Source organism: Aeribacillus sp. FSL K6-2833 (assembly GCF_037965815.1).
Taxonomy (GTDB): Bacteria; Bacillota; Bacilli; order Bacillales; family Aeribacillaceae; genus Aeribacillus; species Aeribacillus composti.
Genome location: NZ_CP150189.1, coordinates 201,886 through 219,525, shown reverse-complemented (window position 1 = coordinate 219,525; position 17,640 = coordinate 201,886). Strand labels below are relative to the sequence as shown.

General features: G+C 37.7%; 13 protein-coding genes, 3 pseudogenes and 1 CRISPR repeat array. All 16 genes and pseudogenes read right to left on the bottom strand.

Features of this window, described 5'->3' with window-relative positions; genetic code table 11:
* Window positions 1-489: 489 nt before the first annotated feature.
* Complete coding sequence (locus NSQ94_RS01235) at window positions 490-996, bottom strand: hypothetical protein (protein WP_063389141.1); 507 nt, start codon at window positions 994-996, stop codon at window positions 490-492.
* A gap of 278 nt (window positions 997-1,274) precedes the next feature.
* Complete coding sequence (locus NSQ94_RS01230) at window positions 1,275-1,709, bottom strand: hypothetical protein (RefSeq protein WP_013876273.1); 435 nt, start codon at window positions 1,707-1,709, stop codon at window positions 1,275-1,277.
* A gap of 2 nt (window positions 1,710-1,711) precedes the next feature.
* Window positions 1,712-1,999, bottom strand: coding sequence for a polymorphic toxin type 35 domain-containing protein (locus NSQ94_RS01225; protein WP_339229929.1), 288 nt, complete (start codon window positions 1,997-1,999; stop codon window positions 1,712-1,714).
* Between the two features lie 64 nt (window positions 2,000-2,063).
* Window positions 2,064-2,519 (bottom strand): annotated as a pseudogene (locus NSQ94_RS01220) (transposase); the annotation flags it as partial.
* A gap of 158 nt (window positions 2,520-2,677) precedes the next feature.
* Window positions 2,678-3,166 carry an SMI1/KNR4 family protein gene (locus NSQ94_RS01215; protein ID WP_144598439.1) on the bottom strand — a complete coding sequence of 163 codons (489 nt, stop codon included), beginning with the start codon at window positions 3,164-3,166 and terminating at the stop codon, window positions 2,678-2,680.
* A gap of 9 nt (window positions 3,167-3,175) precedes the next feature.
* A pseudogene (locus tag NSQ94_RS01210) lies at window positions 3,176-3,525 on the bottom strand (hypothetical protein); the annotation flags it as partial.
* Window positions 3,526-3,590: 65 nt separating this feature from the next.
* Window positions 3,591-4,826, bottom strand: a complete 1,236-nt coding sequence (locus NSQ94_RS01205; RefSeq protein ID WP_339229927.1) for an IS110 family transposase — start codon at window positions 4,824-4,826, stop codon at window positions 3,591-3,593.
* Between the two features lie 158 nt (window positions 4,827-4,984).
* Window positions 4,985-5,760: pseudogene (locus NSQ94_RS01200) on the bottom strand (recombinase family protein).
* A 770-nt stretch (window positions 5,761-6,530) separates the two neighbouring features.
* Window positions 6,531-6,941 (bottom strand): immunity protein YezG family protein, encoded by a 411-nt coding sequence (locus NSQ94_RS01195; protein WP_144598442.1) that lies wholly within the window; start codon window positions 6,939-6,941, stop codon window positions 6,531-6,533.
* 1 nt (window position 6,942) lies between these two features.
* The gene (locus NSQ94_RS01190; RefSeq protein ID WP_144598443.1) at window positions 6,943-7,371 is read right to left on the bottom strand and encodes a DNA/RNA non-specific endonuclease; all 429 of its coding nucleotides are present in this window, start codon (window positions 7,369-7,371) and stop codon (window positions 6,943-6,945) included.
* 112 nt (window positions 7,372-7,483) lie between these two features.
* Window positions 7,484-8,719: an IS110 family transposase gene (locus tag NSQ94_RS01185; RefSeq protein ID WP_144598444.1), complete on the bottom strand. Its 1,236-nt coding sequence runs from the start codon at window positions 8,717-8,719 to the stop codon at window positions 7,484-7,486.
* 160 nt (window positions 8,720-8,879) lie between these two features.
* Entirely contained in the window at window positions 8,880-9,656 is a 777-nt protein-coding gene (locus tag NSQ94_RS01180; protein ID WP_339229924.1) for a recombinase family protein, read from the bottom strand.
* Between the two features lie 346 nt (window positions 9,657-10,002).
* Window positions 10,003-10,248 (bottom strand): DNA-binding protein, encoded by a 246-nt coding sequence (locus NSQ94_RS01175; RefSeq protein WP_144598446.1) that lies wholly within the window; start codon window positions 10,246-10,248, stop codon window positions 10,003-10,005.
* A 4-nt stretch (window positions 10,249-10,252) separates the two neighbouring features.
* A complete protein-coding gene (locus NSQ94_RS01170) occupies window positions 10,253-11,854 on the bottom strand; it encodes a hypothetical protein (protein WP_327847714.1) in 1,602 nt (533 codons plus the stop codon).
* Between the two features lie 546 nt (window positions 11,855-12,400).
* Window positions 12,401-12,698: direct repeats of the CRISPR family, unit length 30 nt; unit sequence GTTTTTATCTTAACTATGAGGAATTGAAGC.
* Between the two features lie 1,176 nt (window positions 12,699-13,874).
* Window positions 13,875-15,677, bottom strand: coding sequence for a glutamine--fructose-6-phosphate transaminase (isomerizing) (gene glmS, locus NSQ94_RS01165; RefSeq protein ID WP_327848513.1), 1,803 nt, complete (start codon window positions 15,675-15,677; stop codon window positions 13,875-13,877).
* A 598-nt stretch (window positions 15,678-16,275) separates the two neighbouring features.
* Window positions 16,276-17,622 carry a phosphoglucosamine mutase gene (glmM, locus tag NSQ94_RS01160; protein ID WP_063388716.1) on the bottom strand — a complete coding sequence of 449 codons (1,347 nt, stop codon included), beginning with the start codon at window positions 17,620-17,622 and terminating at the stop codon, window positions 16,276-16,278.
* Between the last annotated feature and the right edge of the window lie 18 nt (window positions 17,623-17,640).

Genomic DNA, 17,640 nt, shown 5'->3' with positions numbered 1-17,640 from the left:
CACCTCACTCATTAGTTTTAAATCTAATATTTACTTTACCATTTGTTTTTTTCATTATTCTATCATACAAATCATCTAGTATTTCTTCCGATACGTTTTGTCCCCGTATATCGATAATAACAGTTTGTTTAGTACCTCTCGGCAAATCACTTAATCGTTTTTCAACTTGGGTAGAAAGTACAATATAATAAAAATAATGTGTCCGTTTAGTATCGTCACAGTCAGTTAAAAGTTTATACCCTCTTTCTCGCCGCGAGAATGCGTTCGCACGTGTTTCAAAGCATACTCGCGAAGGGTATTAGTGTTGTTAATAGTTTCACCATGCATCACAGCCAAACTCATAGTAGGCGGAACCATTATGAAGTCTGAATTAAAATGTTGGTAAAAACGATATATAAATTTTCTCGTAATTGCACTTTATTATTTGATACATCTGTTAGTTTTAAAATAAAAACCTTGAAAGGCATAAAGCCAATCAAGGTTCGATTCTTATTCACTATGAACTTCAAAACAAAAATATCCAAAAGCTAAATCTTCGTCTTTTAATTGCATTTTTCTTTTAGCAATATCAAATAACCTCGGTAAAAGCGTATCTAAATAATCACGATATTTTTCTAATGATAGCTTAAAACTCTCTACATCATTGTGTTGACATAGTGGATATAGTATTTTCCCCATCTCAAATTGCTCAGTAGACACACTTGGATAATGTGCATCCAGGCAATCTAAAATATGTTCTTTCAGTTCTTTCTCATCGAACTGTTCCCTACATTCCAAATAAAACATATATTCATCGAATTCAATCTGCATATTTGCCTTTTCATTAATATAAAATGGATTAATTCTTAAATATTCTGTCGTTGAATTGGATTCAATTATTTTTTCTAAAATAATTTTTAAATCTGTAATTGTTGGATAAAGCCTATATTTTCCGCTGTGATATGTTGTATATTCATAGACTATCTCGTTAATTTTGCCTTCTTTTTTTATTATCATGAAATCACCTCCTATTTAGAAAACGTAGGGTCAAATACCCAATTTGATTTATTTAAATCCGAAACCTGTATTACTTTCCCTGTACCATCATCTACTGCAACATAGTGTATCTTATCTTTATAGTATACAGTTACTGAGTTTCCTGTATATTTGTTTACCGATTTAGCAGTTTTGTATGGATTGTTTATTGTTTTAGCTATACTTTCTTTAGTCCATCCACGCTGAGCAACTTGATTTTTATATTTTGGCTTTTTAATACTCTTTCAAGGTCTTTAAATTTATGCATTGTGTAACACATTTTTTGCAGCTTCGCTATTTGGCATTATCTTTAATATTTCTTGAGCAATTGCTTTAGCTTCTTCTTTACTAATTAACTTTTCTGGAATGTCATGGAATAACAACAAATGTTCTTTCAAGCTAACATCTTCAGGGCTTAATTCAACTGCTCTTTTAGCATGGTATAATGCACTTGCGTAAGCGTCTGGTAAATGGCACAATGCAGTACTTAATAACTCTGAAGCTAAGTAATGATAATATGCAGTCTCATTATTATTTATCAAATAACAGACAAATGAATAAGCACTTATACTCTCTTCATCAAATCCTAATTCAAGAACAACTTGCTCTAAAGTATTTCTATCTTCATTCTCAATATATTCTTTTGCTTTTTGAAAATCACCCGATGTTATTAATTGCTTTATCTTTTCCTTCATAGTTATTTCACCCACGCATCAGATATTCTTATTGTTCCATCAGGTAGTTTTTTGAATGTCACCTGTACCAATTGTCCATTAACCATTTTAACTCTAGAAGAAACAGATTTATAAGGTATATCTGCACCATTATGCATTACATCGATGATAATTTCTTTTATTTTCCCCCAATTCTTATCAGGCACAAGTTTTTCCCATTGATGATTAGATTTTTTACTTCCATTTATAATATGCTTTATCTGATTACTGTTAAGTTTCCCTATTGCATCATGTACTTTAGAAGAAGGCAATAGCTTAACTTTACCCGTACCCTATGTAGTAATCTTAAAAGCTATTATAAAAAAAGACCACCTATTAAATTACCTTTCGCTCTGTTATATTCGGCAATTGATAAGCCGTTTTATTCTTCATCATGCCATATATAACGTTCACAAGCCTTCTCATGATACAAACCAACGCTTGTCCTTTTGTTTTGCCTTCCTTTCGCTTGCGTTGGTAGTATTCATAAAATACAGGATTTCTTGGCTTTTTACTTTCTTTTGCCACTTGTATTTGTTGTATCGCTAATTGATAAAATAACGCATGTAACGTTCGATTGCCTTGTTTGCTTTTGTGGTCTTTTCCTTTTCCTCCAGAGCTAAAATGTACAGGCGCAATTCCCGCATAACGAGCAAGTTTATTGGCATTTGGAAAACGCTGAATATCTCCAATCTCGGCAACCAAGGCGGATGCTGTCACTACATCAATCCCCGGCATTGTCTCCAGTTGGTAATCGAGTAATTTCATTAATTTTCTTAGTTCTCCTTCGACCAATGCCATTTCCTGCTTGTTAAGTGAAACCATTAATAATAAAAAGAACCTTGAAAGGCATATAGCCAGTCAAGGTTTTCAATTTATTGTTAAATACCTTATATAATTTTTTAAATCCGGGGAGGAATCCTGAGAAGCATCCTTTCTCAAAAATGGCTTTAAAAATCATCGTAAGCATCACCTAACGGTATAAAATCTTCTTGTAGCCAGTACCAATGTCTACCTCTATTTTCTATCAATCGTTCTAATAAATCGGTAAAAGAAGTCGCTATAATAGAACACTCTCCTACCACCCCATGCCTATCATAAAAGCTGTCATAGCACCTACCGAGCCTACCCGGATTCAAATCAATCGTAATGTACTCTCCATTTCTATCCGTTGCACAGATATACCAATCGGATGAAATATCTTCTTCACATAACTCCCCTACAATAATAGGGTTAGCTAACTGAAAATCCTGAGGAGGGACTATTAAAATGGAATAATCAGCCTTTTCAAATAAAAGCGCCCCCCCACATAACTCATAAAACTTATACACATCATCAGGTAAAATATGCGATGTACTCACATTTGGAATACCAGCTGGAGGATAAACTACACAATCCCCTAAACTTTTTATTTTATTAATTAAATTCTCAATCCTCATTTTTCTTCACTACTCCCGATAAATATATTGATGAAATGCACGATAATACCCTCTTCTAGCAGACTGGGGAACACCAGCAGCATCGAACATTCTCTCTGTTAATTGTTGCATTTCTCTCGGCGAAACTGTTTTCCAATCTACTTTTCCTCCAACGTTTTTACCGGTTTTTTCGTATAACCATTGTCTATATACTGCTTTTGTGACATCATGTTGTGCTTTTGTCAAAGCAACTGTAGGGGTATCAGCACCTCTACTTACATAGTTTGGTACATTATGCTTAGCCCAGACATCTAATATACCATGGTGATTTTCTAGTGGTGCATGCTTGGACGATACGGTACGACATCATACGGTCTAACATTACCCGTACCCTATGTTGTAATCTTAAAAGTTAAAAATAAAAAACAACCTATCTAAACCCTTATTAAACTACTTCATTCCCTTTCATTTTTGGCATTTGATAAGCTGTTTTGTGCTTCATCATGCTGTAGATAATATTCACAAGTCTTCTCATGATACACACCAATGCTTGTCCCTTTGTTTTCCCTTCTTTAAGCTTGCGTTGGTAGTAAGCATGGAACACAGGGTTCCTCTTCAATTTACTTCCTTTTGCCACTTGTACTTGCTGTACGGCTAGATTGTAAAATAAAGTGTGTAGCGTCCGATTTCCCTGTTTGCTTTTTTGTTCCTTACCTTTCCCACCAGAACCAAAGTAAACAGGTGCAATCCCCGCAAATCGTGCTAATTTGTTAGCATTGGGAAAGCGTCTGATGTCACCTATTTCTGCTATAAATCCAGATGCTGTGACGAGGTCGATGCCCGGCATCGTTTCTAATTGAAAATCTAGTAAACTCATTAACTCTTTTAATTTTCTTTCCACCTTGCCGATTCCCTGCTTTATAAACGAAATCTCTTGCACGATGTTTCTCACGAGAAAGTCTCGTGTATCTTGATGTTCTTTCATTGTATGTCCATCTTCTTTCACAAGCTTTAGTATTTCGTTTGCTTTGTTTACTGAACATGTATTATGACTGACATCTAATAAAAAGCATGTCAACTGTTTCACACTTACTCCGTCTAAACATGAAGGTGACGGGTATCGTTCCCAAAATGCTAATGCCGTTTTTCCATCCACCTCTGAGAAAAACTTTTTGTAGCTTGGATAGTGGTAACTCAATTGAATGTGCAGTTGATTTTTTAAAGCACTTTGTGCTTTGACTAATGCATTTCTTCTTGTCACCAATTGCTGTATTGACCAATATAAGTCATTCGGTTTTGCATCTGGTAAATGGTCTAGTTTGTTGACGAGTATGCGTGCCACACATTCTGCATCCCAGCTATCACTTTTTTGTGTCGTCATGTGACTTTTCCGTTCGGCGAACGACAAAGCCGGATTCACTTCTTTCACGATTTGTTCATGATCCATTAAATATTTCGCTAATGCTCGACCATATCCTCCCACATCTTCTAATCCAAACACAGGTGTTAACTGTTCACCAGCGAGCTGATTCACTTCTAATAAAAACGTAGAGAAAGCAGATGGCTTGTTTTCAATCTGTATTTCCCTAAGCTTCTCCTGCCAACAGTTCATGATGACAGCCGTGTGATGCTGTTTATGTAAGTCAACACCCACATACAAGTACCTCTGCTTTTTGTGCATCGCTCATCCTCCGATTCAGTTGTCAATCATTAGATGAAAATGCCGGCAACCTTAGTTCGAGCGTTCACCTTCTGGTGCGCATTGGTACGAAAGCCTATCCATTTTCAACGTTACATGGTAACCTATAAGAAAATGTGCACTTTTTTTAAATTCATTTGTTAAATTATTGCTTGATGTTTACCATTTGCTTGTATTTGTCCGTATGTGTAAATCCCTTGATAAAATCTTTCTCGATCTAAAATCCGTTTCACTTGTACTTTCGTAAATCGTTTACCTTTTGTTGTTCGATAACCTTCGTCATTTAATGCTTCTGCCAGTCTAGACAAAGACCAATGCTTATATCTTTACTTAAGCTCAAATACTCATTTCACTGCTTCTGCTTGAACATTATGTATCTTGAGTTCCTTTTCGCCTTTTTGCTTAGTGTAACCAAATGTTACCCGACCTCCTGCATATCCTCCTTCCCTTGCTTTTTTATTTCTTCCTTTCGTTAGTTTGAGTGCTATTTCAAGCCGTTGATATTGGTCTAACAATTCCATCAAACCATTTACTAAGAAATCATTTGGGGCTTTTTTATGAATACTGTAAAACGGCTGTTCAATGCTTTTAATATCACAACCATATTTTTTCAGTTCTCGTTGAATCAGTACTTTTACAATATCTGACCGCCAAATCGACTTGTGTTTAGCACTACCACATACTGTATTTGTGTAGACGCAAGATGAGCCAACATCTCCTGTAAGCTCACCCTATCGATTTCTAGTGCTTCTTCGTTTAGTTTTGCGCCACTGATTCCTTCATCTCTAAAAATATGTACCAAGTTCAAGCTATTCTCTTCACAGTATGCTTTGATTTCCTCTTCTTGATATTTTAAACTGTATCCGTCTTTCGCTTGCCCTTGTGTAGAGACTCGTATATACCCGACAACGTTCAACTTTTCACCCTCCCGTTACATAAATTTTAATTTGTGTAACGCTTTTTAAACGAATAGCGAGTATTATACGACCGTCTCAATTAAAAATACAACCCAAAATTTATTGGCCAGCGCTGTCTTCGAACACCTTTTTACGTTCCCCCTTGTTTATCGCCACGAGCTTTGTCATTCTCGTTAGTTTGTTAGCTATGCCATGTCATAACTATCTCTCCTATGTAAAATGTCATCTCGTCTATTTCTCGTTTTTCTCACCCTACCTAAGTATTAAAACAAAACTCCATGATGGTACAGCCTTCATAAGTTTTTAATTCAAATATGACGTTTTTAAACATTTCATACGAAAATGCAAAAAGCACTTGTCGCCTGTAATAGGCAATCAAGTGCTTTAAGTTTATTCGTTATCTAAATTTATCAATCTCTTTAAGGTTTTAAGTTTAATGTACTCTATATCGACAGTATGACATCTTTTTTATTTCTTGACAAGTGTTATGTTTAAACCCTCGAACTTGTTCGCTCTCGTTCATTTGTTGCTTATGCAATGTCATAACAATTCCTGTCTAAAAAATGTCATCTCGCCTAATTCTCGTTCTTATTATCTTACCCTAGTATTAAAACAAAACTCTATGATGGTACAGCCTTCATGAGTTTTTGACTTTTAAAGGGGCATCATTCTGCCCAATTTAAAAACTTTCTTTTTAGATTGCATACCTTAAAAAAGTTTGAAATGCTTATTCAACTAAGCATTTCAAACTTCATATTAGTAGAATGCTCTACTTTAAATATTCAGCTTCCCATTTTTCTTGTTTTTCTACAGGAGAAAGGTGAGAAATATCCTCATATCCATAATTTATCTTCATTTTACCTGTGTTATCTAAAATGAAAGTTAGGTTTGTCCACGGTTCTTGGTCTTGTTCTATAAATTCTTCACGTAACTTAGAAAAACAGTTATACAAATCATTTTCTAACCCATCATACTCTTCTTCATTGACATAAAATAAATCATTTATGTCAAGACTATACACTGGTTTCACTCCATTTTCAGGATAATAGTAGAAAAAAACTTTTTTATAACCTTCTCTTAACTCAGCATACAAATAAATCTTACTCCAATCTTCTGGAATCATCTTAACTAATGTGTTCGCAATTTTTTGATATATTTGCTCCATTTTTTTAGTTTCCAACTTAATTACCTCCTGTATAATTTGTTAATCTATCTGAATATTTTTTTCCATCTATAGTGTAATTGATTTTAAATTCACTTGGTCTAACTGAATTTCCCTCATATATGGGTTTCACATTAATTATTACTTCTTTACCTTCTTGTAACGCCTTTTTCCATGCGTTTTCTAACGATTTATACTCACTCCTATTTAATTTAGCATTCATCGGTACTAGATTGTCAATTTCACCTGAACCTTTGAAAATACTAGCTATCAAATGTCCTCCATCATCATTTGATAATCTATCTTCCCTACCAACTGTCCTTTGTGCATACGGATTCCGGTCAGCTTTACCAAGTTGCAACTTAGCTTCTACACTTGATATTCTTCCATTACCATCAGTTTTATAATGGTAACCTTCTTTGGTTGTATATTCAATATTAGGTTTCAATGCTTTCTTACCATCAACTTTTGTATAATGCTCTCCATAGCTTACCTTTTTAGAAGTATTACCCGTACCCTATGTAGTAATCTTAAAAGCTATTATAAAAAAAGACCACCTATTAAATTACCTTTCGCTCTGTTATATTCGGCAATTGATAAGCCGTTTTATGCTTCATCATGCCATAAATAATATTTACCAGCCTTCTCATGATACAAACCAACGCTTGTCCTTTTGTTTTGCCTTCCTTTCGCTTGCGTTGGTAGTATTCATAAAATATAGGATTTCTTGGCTTTTTACTTTCTTTTGCCACTTGTATTTGTTGTATCGCTAATTGATAAAATAACGCATGTAACGTTCGATTGCCTTGTTTGCTTTTGTGGTCTTTTCCTTTTCCTCCAGAGCCAAAATGCACAGGCGCAATTCCCGCATAACGAGCAAGTTTATTGGCATTTGGAAAACGCTGAATATCTCCAATCTCGGCAACCAAGGCGGATGCTGTCACTACATCAATCCCCGGCATTGTCTCCAGTTGGTAATCGAGTAATTTCATTAATTTTCTTAGTTCTCCTTCGACCAATGCCATTTCCTGCTTTTTAAAGCGCAAATCTCTCACCATGCTTTGCACGAGGAAATCCCGTGTTTCTTGGTATTGTTTGGTGGTCGTTCCATCTGTTTTCACAAGTTCTAGTATTTCTTTTGCTTTCTTTCTTGAACAAGTGTTGTGGCTAACAGCTTGTAAAAAAGCAGTAAGCTCATCTATCCTTACTTCCTCTAAACACGATGGTGACGGATATCTTTCCCAAAATGCTAATGCTGTTTTTCCGTCTACTTCCGCAAAAAATTTCTTATAGCTGGGGTAATGATGGCTTAATTGTACATGAAGCTGGTTTTTCAGCGCCCCTTGGGCTTTCACAAGGGCGTTTCTTCTTGTGACTAGCTGTTTAATAGACCAATATACATCCTTTGGCTCTGCATCCGGCAAAAAATCTAGTTTGTTTACAAGAACTCTCGCTACACATTCCGCATCCCAGCTATCGCTTTTTTGCATCGTAGGATAACTATTACGTTCGGCATAAGACAAAGCGGGATTCACTTCTTTTACCATTTGCCCATGATCAACTAAAAACGTTGCCAATGCTCGTCCGTATCCACCAACGTCCTCTAAACCGAAGACCAGTGTCATATTCTCAGGTACTAATTGACGAACCTTGATGAAAAAATCCGTAAAAGCCGCGGGCTTATTTTCAAATTGAATCTCTCCTAATCTTTCATGCCAACAGTTGATGATAACCGCCGTATGATGGTGTTTATGTAAATCAATCCCCACGTAAATATGCCGTTGTTTGTGATGCATACATCCTCCCCAATCCATTGAGTTTGATGATGACTCCCATGGCGGCAACCTTAGTTCGAGCGTTCACCATTTTAGATGCGCATTGGTACATCAGCCTGTCCATGGATGTATCATCTATACGGATATATAAGAAATTTCATGTATTTTTTAAGTGACCGCTTTAAAGAATGGCTTGGTGTTTCCCTTTCGCCTGTATGCTTCCATAGGTATATATCCCTTTATAAAAGTCCTTTCGGTCTAAAATCCGTTTCACTTGTACTTTGGTAAAGGGCTTACCTTGTGTCGTCAAATGCCCTTCCTTGTTTAACACATCAGCAATTCGAGTAAAAGACCATGTAGGATGTTGCTCTCTTAACTCAAACACTCGTTGTACGGCTTTGGCTTTATCCTCGTCGACTCTTAACTCTTTTTCTCCCCTTAACTTCCTATAACCAAAAGTCGCTCTTCCTCCGGCATATCCTCCTTCTTTTGCTTTTTTATGCCGACCTTTCTTTAGTTTTAAAGCAATTTCCAATCGCTGATATTGGTCTAATAACTCCATTAGTCCATTGACTAATACATCACTTGGGTCTTTTTTGTAGATACTGTAATTTGGCTGTTCAATACTTTTAATATCCACCCCATACTTCTGTAACTCTCGATGAATCAACACTCTCACCATGTCAGAGCGCCACAACCGACTTGTGTTTAACACCACGACATACTTAATTTGGAGAGAAGAAAGGTGGGCTAACATCTCTTGTAAGCCCACCCTGTCCACTTCCAACGCTTCTTCATTAATTTTTGCCCCGCTGATTCCTTCATCTCTAAATATATGTATCAAATTCCAACCATGTTTTTCGCAATACGCTTGTATTTCCTCCTCTTGGTATTTCAAGCTATATCCATCTTTTGCTTGCCCCTGTGTCGAGACTCGTATATACCCGACAACATTCAATGTTACATCCCCCCGTTACGAAAATTACAATTTATGTAACGCTTGTTAACAATGACGAGTATTATACGACCGTCTCTAGTGAAAATACAATACAATAATAATTTGACAGTTTATTATTGTCACAACCAGTTAAAAGCTTACCCCCACTTTCTCGCCACGAGAATGCGTTCTCACGTGTTTTAAAGTGTACTCGAAGGGTATTAATGGTTTAGTCGCTTTACCATGCATATCTGCCAAACTCCATGTAGGTAGAACCATCATGGGCTCTGAAGTTAATATTTGGTTAACTATAACTAATAAAAAACCTCGAAAGGCTTATAGCCAATCGAGGTTATTTAACACTTTTTTAATTGCTATACTTGTTTATCCAATCTATAATGTCTTGTTCTACATGTAGATATTCATCTGGACTATCTTTTAAATCAACTCCGGAAACAATTTGTAAAAGTTCCCAAACAGTTTCATCTGATATATTTGGCTCATCCTGCATCACATATTCTGAAGCCCAATCTGCTACTTCTTCTCGTGTTAGCTTTCCTAGTAAAATCATTTTTAATTTATCAATTATTTCTTCTCTTGTTGGTTGACTCATTTTTTCACCACTTTCCAATATAATTCCCATTGCTATCAAAACGATAGTGAACCTTGACACCACCAGTAAATTTGGTATCTGGTCTAACTTGTCTAATCCTACCATTATGGTCTACAGTCTCATGCCATGTTCTCTTTTGACCAGTAGTAGGGTTCCATTCTCTAACTACTCTTCGGCCTGCCATTTCACCTGGTTTTGAAGCGGGAGTTATCTTACCGTAATATCTAATCCTTCCATCTGGTAGTTCTCTTATTCCGGCCTTTCCATACTTCTCCCATTGCTTATAATGGGTTTTTAATTTAGCATATTGTGTTGCATTATGCGCAACATTTCCCGTACCCTTAGTTCCAAGTTCAACGCCATCGTTGCCTGCTTTACTTCCGCCTACATTTATCCCATCCATCTTACTTAACCAAGCTTGAATCTTATTCTCCACCGGAACCTTAACATTCCCAACCCCTTCTATGGCCAATCCCATTTGCCGGCTTGGCAGGAGGTGTCTTAAGTTTGTTGCGGCGTTGTCTACGAACCGACCGACTTGCAACGAACCTTTTCTCGCACCGGTTTTTAAATGCTGCGGCATTTCTTTCGTCCATGCCTTGGCACTCCTGATGCGGGCCAATATGCTGTTTTCCGCATGGACAACCAGGTCGCAGGCACGTTGTGATTTCTGGTGCAATCCAGCTTTCAAGCTTGTAAATAGCTTGGGATCCATTGCTTCTAGAAGAGGTGCGAACCGGGCGGCGCTGCTGAATTTAGAAAGCCCCTTTACACCAGGGACGATATCCAGTGGAGAAAGGACACCACGAAATACTCGTTCGTCTGTTTTCAACTCTCTCCCTGAAATCCAGTCTTTTCCGGAAACGGCTGAACTTAATTCTAGTGTACCATAAGCTGCCCCCAATGCCATCCCTGCTGGCGGACAAATGAAAGAAGTGCCTACTATGACAGTCAGTGCCGTTATTTGTCCCCAAAACTCTTTGTTCATCTGCCCGTCTTTGATCGATTCATACTGGAAAGCTTGGGAATTCAATGCTTTCTGTATATATTCTTGTTTCGAAAAATTTGCTTTAGGGTTCAGTTCTTTCCATGAAGCGTATTCCCGTTCTACCAACTTAGCATAGTAGTTGCTGCCACTGAACAGATCTTCTAGTCCAACTTCCGCTTTCGGCACGTCGATTGTTTGTTGCGTGCCGTATGCTCCGGGAGCGACGACCGTTTTTTTGGCGCCAATGTGATTTTTCGTTTTGATCTTTGATATGGATAAGTTGCGCATCGCTTCCACAAAAGCATCGATCTCTTGATAAAACGGATCATCGATGGTGCGGTCAACAATCTCTCCGACACGGCTGCTAAAGCGGTGCAAGACGAGATAATCTTCATATAATTGTTGATATTGTTTTTTTCGGTCTGTGTGGGTGAAAGAGATGACACCATCTGTGTCATATTTGGCGATGTCTGCTTGAACGTCTTCGAGAAGATCGTTTAGATCTTTTAATTTATCAATCATGCCTTTGCCCCATACACCGAGACCGACCAGATCGCCAATACCTTTCTTCGTCTTTTCCCATTCAGAAGGGATATACTTGACATCCACTGCCTTCATGCCTCCGATTGAAACGAAATGGATTCCAACATATGGAACAGCTTTCTGTTTCATTATAAGAGAAAATATGAAACTTTTGGTAAACAGGAAGAAAAAAAGGGAATTTTAAGTAAAAACTACCAATCATTTTTCAGATCATGTTCTTATTTTAGATCGTAGGAACCGATCGAATGGACCTAAACCAATTTTTCCAGAATGAAACGTTAAAAATATGGTCTCACTCTTGCTTCAAAGAATGAGAAGGATAAACCTAGAATATAAAATGAGCCGGATGTTTACTTTATTAAAACAGATGGGTCAGGTAAAATGGTTGATACAACATGGATTTCATTGTCGGCAGGCAAACTTTGAAATCTGTTTTAAACGGAAATAAAAAAGAGTCGTCGACCCCCAATCGTGCAAAAATCCCCGGGGATCGACGACTCTTTTAAATCTTCATTGAGCCCAAGCAAATCAAAGATTTGATAAAATTTCCTCCTTTCGTTAAAATAAAAATAACCAGTCAAGCATTAAAAATGAAATGCTTATTTAACAACGTTTTTTGGGGTTTTTATCTTAACTATGAGGAATTGAAGCTTAGTATGATTTCCATCAACTATTTGCGGTTCCTCAATCGTTTTTATCTTAACTATGAGGAATTGAAGCCGTTGAAGCCAAAAAAATTGGATAAAATGCGGACAGGTTTTTATCTTAACTATGAGGAATTGAAGCTCATTTGGAAACGGATCAGGAAAATCACCGCATATCGGTTTTTATCTTAACTATGAGGAATTGAAGCCAGTAAGATTCGATACACAACTAACTAAAAATGAGCGTTTTTATCTTAACTATGAGGAATTGAAACCTTACATGAATAATTAATAGAAGAAGTATTCGTTCCACTTTTGAAATGAGGGATTTAAACGTTAGTTACATCTAGATCCTTAAGTCTCAACATTCTTTTGCAATACTTATTTTCAAATTTCGATTCTATACCGTGAGAAACAACACAGGAAAAAGACCAAGAAAGTCTGAGATCTCATCGGTAAAGGGATTATAGAGATTTTAGGCAGAAGAAAAAGAAAGTCTGACGGAAAAGCCTCGGAAAAATCTTCGGATTGCTTACTTATACTCGATATTTGCATCTTTGATCAATCTTTTATATGTTCCACTATTCCTAAAATCCTTCTTTAAGTTATCACCCTATAAATCAACATTTCACGTTGTTTCTCTGACATTTCATTTAAGCACGCTTCTCGTTAGAGAATCCATGTCAAGCCCTTGATGGATAGATCACATACATATATGTATATTTATTCAAAATTTTGATAAAGATATACTGCAACACTCTGTATTTTTTTCTTGCAGAAAACAAACTAAACTTTTTGAGCTAATAATAACTTTACAAAAATTTTATAAATCACCGTAAAAAAGATTAAATGAATTGTTTACTTTTTCCTGACTTTTTAAAGATTTTTACTATATTTTTCTCTTTTCTAAACAAAATAAGATTGAATTGTAAGTTAATAGAAAAGAAAGGAGAAAAGGAGAATGGATGAAAGAGTTTTAGAGGTTCAAAGATGACTGAATAAAACCTATGGCGGTAGAGCTGGTTTTAATGAAGTGACTGAAGACGGAATTACTGGATGGGAAACGGTTTATCGCTTAATCCGGGCACTACAATTGGAAATGACAATTGTTTCTTCCAACGGCAATAAAGGAAACTGTTCTCCAATATCAATGATGAAAATCAGAATATTCAGTTAAATAAAAGTGGTTTCGTTCTAAATCTGTGCTGTTATTCGTTTTAATTCCCTTTAAACGAGCAGAGCGATCTAGTAAAGGTCGTCTTGAATGTTTAACCAATGCCAATATCAAAACCTATACTTGAGCCACGATCTACTTTAATCAGCTTTAAATGTTCTTCTTTTGGACATAAAAACACCCCTTTAGACAATCATAATCTAAAGGGGTAAAACTGTGCAATTTTTTATAAACGGTATGACTTTATTCAAAGCCACATATCCACTGCCCAATTGCTTTATTCGACTGTTACGCTTTTGGCTAGGTTGCGTGGTTTGTCGACGTCGCAGCCGCGGTGAAGAGCAGCGTAGTATGCAATGAGCTGCATTGGAATGACGGCAACAAGCGGTGTTAGATCTTCATGAACTTTTGGCAAGATGAAACGGTCATCGTCTTCTTCAAGTCCTTTCATGGAAATAACGCATGGATATGCACCGCGGGCAACAACTTCTTTTACATTTCCGCGAATGCTTAAGTTTACATGCTCTTGGGTTGATAAAGCAATGACCGGTGTTCCGTTCTCAATTAACGCAATGGTTCCATGCTTTAACTCGCCGCCGGCAAATCCTTCCGCTTGAATGTAGGAAATTTCTTTTAATTTGAGCGCGCCTTCTAAGCAGACGTAATAGTCAACGGCACGGCCGATAAAGAAGCAGTTTCGAGCTGTCAAAAGATAGTCTCGGGCAATTTGTTCCATTTCATCCTTTTGGCCGCATAGTGTTTCCATTGCATTCGAAATAATGGCAAGTTCTTGCAATAGGTTAAAATCAAGCTTGATTCCTTTTGTTTCAGCTGCAACAGCTGCTAAAATGGCAAGAACCGCAATTTGTGCTGTATATGCTTTTGTAGACGCAACCGCAATTTCAGGTCCGGCATGAAGCAGCAGCGTATAGTCCGCCTCACGGGAAAGAGTTGAACCCGGAACATTTGTTATAGTTAATGCTTTATGTCCAAGCTCCTTCACTTGAACAAGCACTGCACGGCTGTCTGCCGTTTCTCCGCTTTGTGAAATGAAAATAAACAGCGGATTATTTGATAAAAGCGGCATATTGTATGAAAATTCACTGGCAACGTGCACTTCTGTCGGTACTTTTGCCCATTTTTCGATTAATTGCTTTCCTACAAGCCCTGCGTGATAGCTCGTTCCGCACGCTATAATATAAATGCGGTCCGCTTCATGAACAGCTTGAACAATTTCTTGATCAATTTTTAATTGATCGTGTTCGTCTTGATATTTTTGAATAATTTTACGTATAACAAGCGGTTGTTCATCAATTTCTTTCAACATGTAGTGAGGGTATGTTCCTTTTTCAATGTCGCTTGCATCAAGTTCAGCAGTATATGGAGCGCGTTCTATTACGTCCCCGTTTAAATTTTTGATTGTCACTTGATCACGGGTGACAATAACGATTTCTTTATCCATTAATTCGACAAATTGATTTGTTACTTGCAGCATTGCCATGGCGTCTGAAGCAACAACATTAAAGTCTCCGCCAAGTCCCACAAGAAGAGGGCTTTTGTTTTTCGCAACATAGATCACGTCTCGGTCATTTTCATCTAATAGAGCGATCGCATAAGATCCCTTCAACAAGGATAATGTTTGGCGAAATGCTTCTTCGACACTTAAACCTTTGTTGACAAATTGTTCAATTGTTTGAACAATAACTTCCGTATCCGTTTCACTTTTTAATTCAACATTTTGTAAATACTCACGCTTTACTTGCAAATAGTTTTCAATGACACCGTTATGCACAAGTGTAAAGCGTTTGGATGCACTTTGGTGAGGATGCGCATTTTCTTTGCTAGGCGCTCCATGAGTAGCCCACCGTGTATGGCCAATTCCGATGGAAGCTGAAACACTTCTGTCCACACCTTCACGAAGCTCCGCAATGCGTCCTTTTTCTTTAAATACATATGTTCCTTCTCCGTTTAATACTGCAATACCTGCAGAGTCGTAGCCTCTGTATTCTAATTTTTCCAAACCGCGCAATAAAATTTCCTTGCAGTCTTGTTGTCCGATATATCCTACAATTCCGCACATAGTCTTTAGTTTCCTCCCCATTTAAAGGGGACAAAAGAAGCCTGAACAACTGGGGACAGATCTCTTTCCAGCCATCAAAGCTTCTCTGTCCCCTCACACATGTTTTGTAAAATGTATCCCGTTATGTCACAGTCTTTTTGTGCAAAGAGTCGCCTCTTTGTTTTAAGACGTGACTTTACGGCTGTACGGGAAGGCAACCGGGAGGCATCCGCCGAAACTTCGATAAACCTCCTCCTCGTCAACTAAGCAGATGTCCGCTCCTGCTTAGTCCAGGCGCTTTACAATAAAAAATTTTCTAACTGCCCACCTTTCTATTCTAGAATGTGCTAAAACAATTTATATATTACAATATGGAAAAGCAGTTCGTCAATTCATTTCTGTCTTTCCATATTGTATTATATGATTTCAAGCGTTTCCTCGATACAATGAATATTCAATAAAGAAAGGGAGCTTGCCTCCCCACAACCTCCTGAAAGTAACCGGCATCCGCCAGCTACTTTCAGATAAAAATCGAAAAATAAAAGCAAGTGGAGAAAAACGCATTGTTTTTCTCCACTTATTTATTTTAGAGACTTACCGGACAGCCCCCGTCTCTTCATCATTCAACGCCCATTTCCGCTTTGATAACTTCCACAATTTTTTTCACGTACCGCTGGCATTCATCTTCCGTCGGCGCTTCGGCCATTACACGAACGAGCGGTTCTGTTCCGGAAGGACGTACGAGAATTCTTCCATTTCCGTTCATTTCTTTTTCTACTTCTTCTATAACAGCTTTTACTTTTTCATTTTCCATGACAGCCTGCTTGTCCTGCACCTTTACATTGATTAAAAGCTGCGGGAATTTTTTCATTTCACTCGCAAGTTCAGAGAGCTTTTTGCCTTTTGTCTTCATTATGTTGACAAGCTGAATCGCTGTTAAAAGACCGTCACCCGTCGTATTGTAGTCAAGAAAAATAATATGTCCGGATTGCTCTCCACCTAAATTGTAGTTGTTTTTCTTCATCGCTTCGACAACATAGCGATCGCCGACAGCGGTTTGAACGCTTTTTAGTCCATTTGCCTCCAAAGCTTTATAAAAGCCTAGGTTGCTCATAACTGTCGATACAACAGTGTCCCCGTTCAGCATTCCCTGCTCTTTTAAATATTTGGCGCAAATAAACATAATTTGATCCCCATCAACAATTTTTCCGTTCTCATCAATGGCAATCAAACGGTCCCCATCACCGTCAAACGCTAAACCTATATCTGCTTCTTTTTCTTTCACAAATTCCGCTAACGTTTCTGGATGAGTAGACCCAACCCCATCGTTAATATTCAGACCATTTGGAGATGCACCGATTGTCGAAACATCTGCATCCAAGTCGGCAAAAAGATGTGTAGCTAGTGATGATGTGGCTCCGTGCGCACAGTCCAAAGCGATATGTAAACCAGTGAACTCTTCGTCAACCGTCTGTTTTAAATATTGCAAGTATTTTTGTACGCCTTCAAAATAATCGCTCACTTGCCCCAGATCAGAGCCGGTCGGTCTAGGAAGGTTATCTTCTTCTTGATCGAGCAGCGCTTCAATTTCTTCTTCTTGTTCATCGGAAAGCTTAAAACCATCAGGGCCAAAAAATTTTATTCCGTTATCTTGAACAGGATTATGCGAAGCGGAGATCATGATGCCTGCTTCGGCTCCTAATGCCTTTGTCAAATAAGCAACACCTGGTGTGCTAATGACTCCAAGCCTCATTACCTCGGCGCCAATGGAAAGAAGCCCGGCAACTAAAGCACCCTCAAGCATATGACCTGAAATGCGGGTATCCCGACCAATCAACACTTTTGGTCTATTTTTATCTTTTGTTAACACGTACCCGCCAAAGCGTCCTATTTTAAACGCTAATTCAGGAGTGAGTTCACTGTTGGCAACTCCTCTTACTCCGTCTGTACCGAAATATTTTCCCATGAATCATCGCTCCTTTTA